Below are 530 nucleotides of genomic sequence, written 5' to 3'. Positions count from 1 at the left end.
ACCGCTTGATTCCGCCCCTTTCCGCCACCAACTGCCGAAGGTGGACCATGACAATCCTCGACGACAGCACCGCGCCCGGCTTCGTCGGGCCGCCGAGCTCCCACGGTCCGCGTCGTGACCCGGCTCCGCTCCTGCCCGACCCCGAGCCGGTCCGGGTCCTCGGCACGGAGGCGGCGGGGAAGGTCGACACCGATCTGCTGCGCGTCCTGTACCACCGTCTGGTGCTGGGACGGCGCTTCAACCAGCAGGCCACGACCCTGGCCAGGCAGGGCCGCCTCGCCGTGTACCCGGCGTCCACCGGCCAGGAGGCATGCCAGATCGCCGCGGCCATGGTGCTGCGGGAGTCGGACTGGCTGTTCCCCAGCTACCGCGACACGCTGGCGGTGGTGTCGAGGGGCGTGCGCCCGGTGGACGCGCTGACGCTGATGCGCGGGAACGCGCACAGCGGCTACGATCCGCGGGAGCACCGGATCGCGCCGCTGTCGACTCCGCTGGCCACCCAGGCCTGCCATGCGGTGGGCCTGGCCCAC

At 72.6% G+C, this 530-nt stretch carries 1 protein-coding gene; it reads left to right on the top strand.

The features are described 5' to 3' along the window. Positions 1-47: 47 nt before the first annotated feature. Positions 48-530: thiamine pyrophosphate-dependent enzyme (locus AC08ON_RS17355; RefSeq protein WP_476617362.1), on the top strand; the 483-nt coding region annotated here is incomplete at its 3' end.

The sequence above is a fragment of the Frankia sp. CoWAU3 genome, from assembly GCF_977971855.1.
This window is presented reverse-complemented; position numbering and strand designations above follow the sequence as displayed.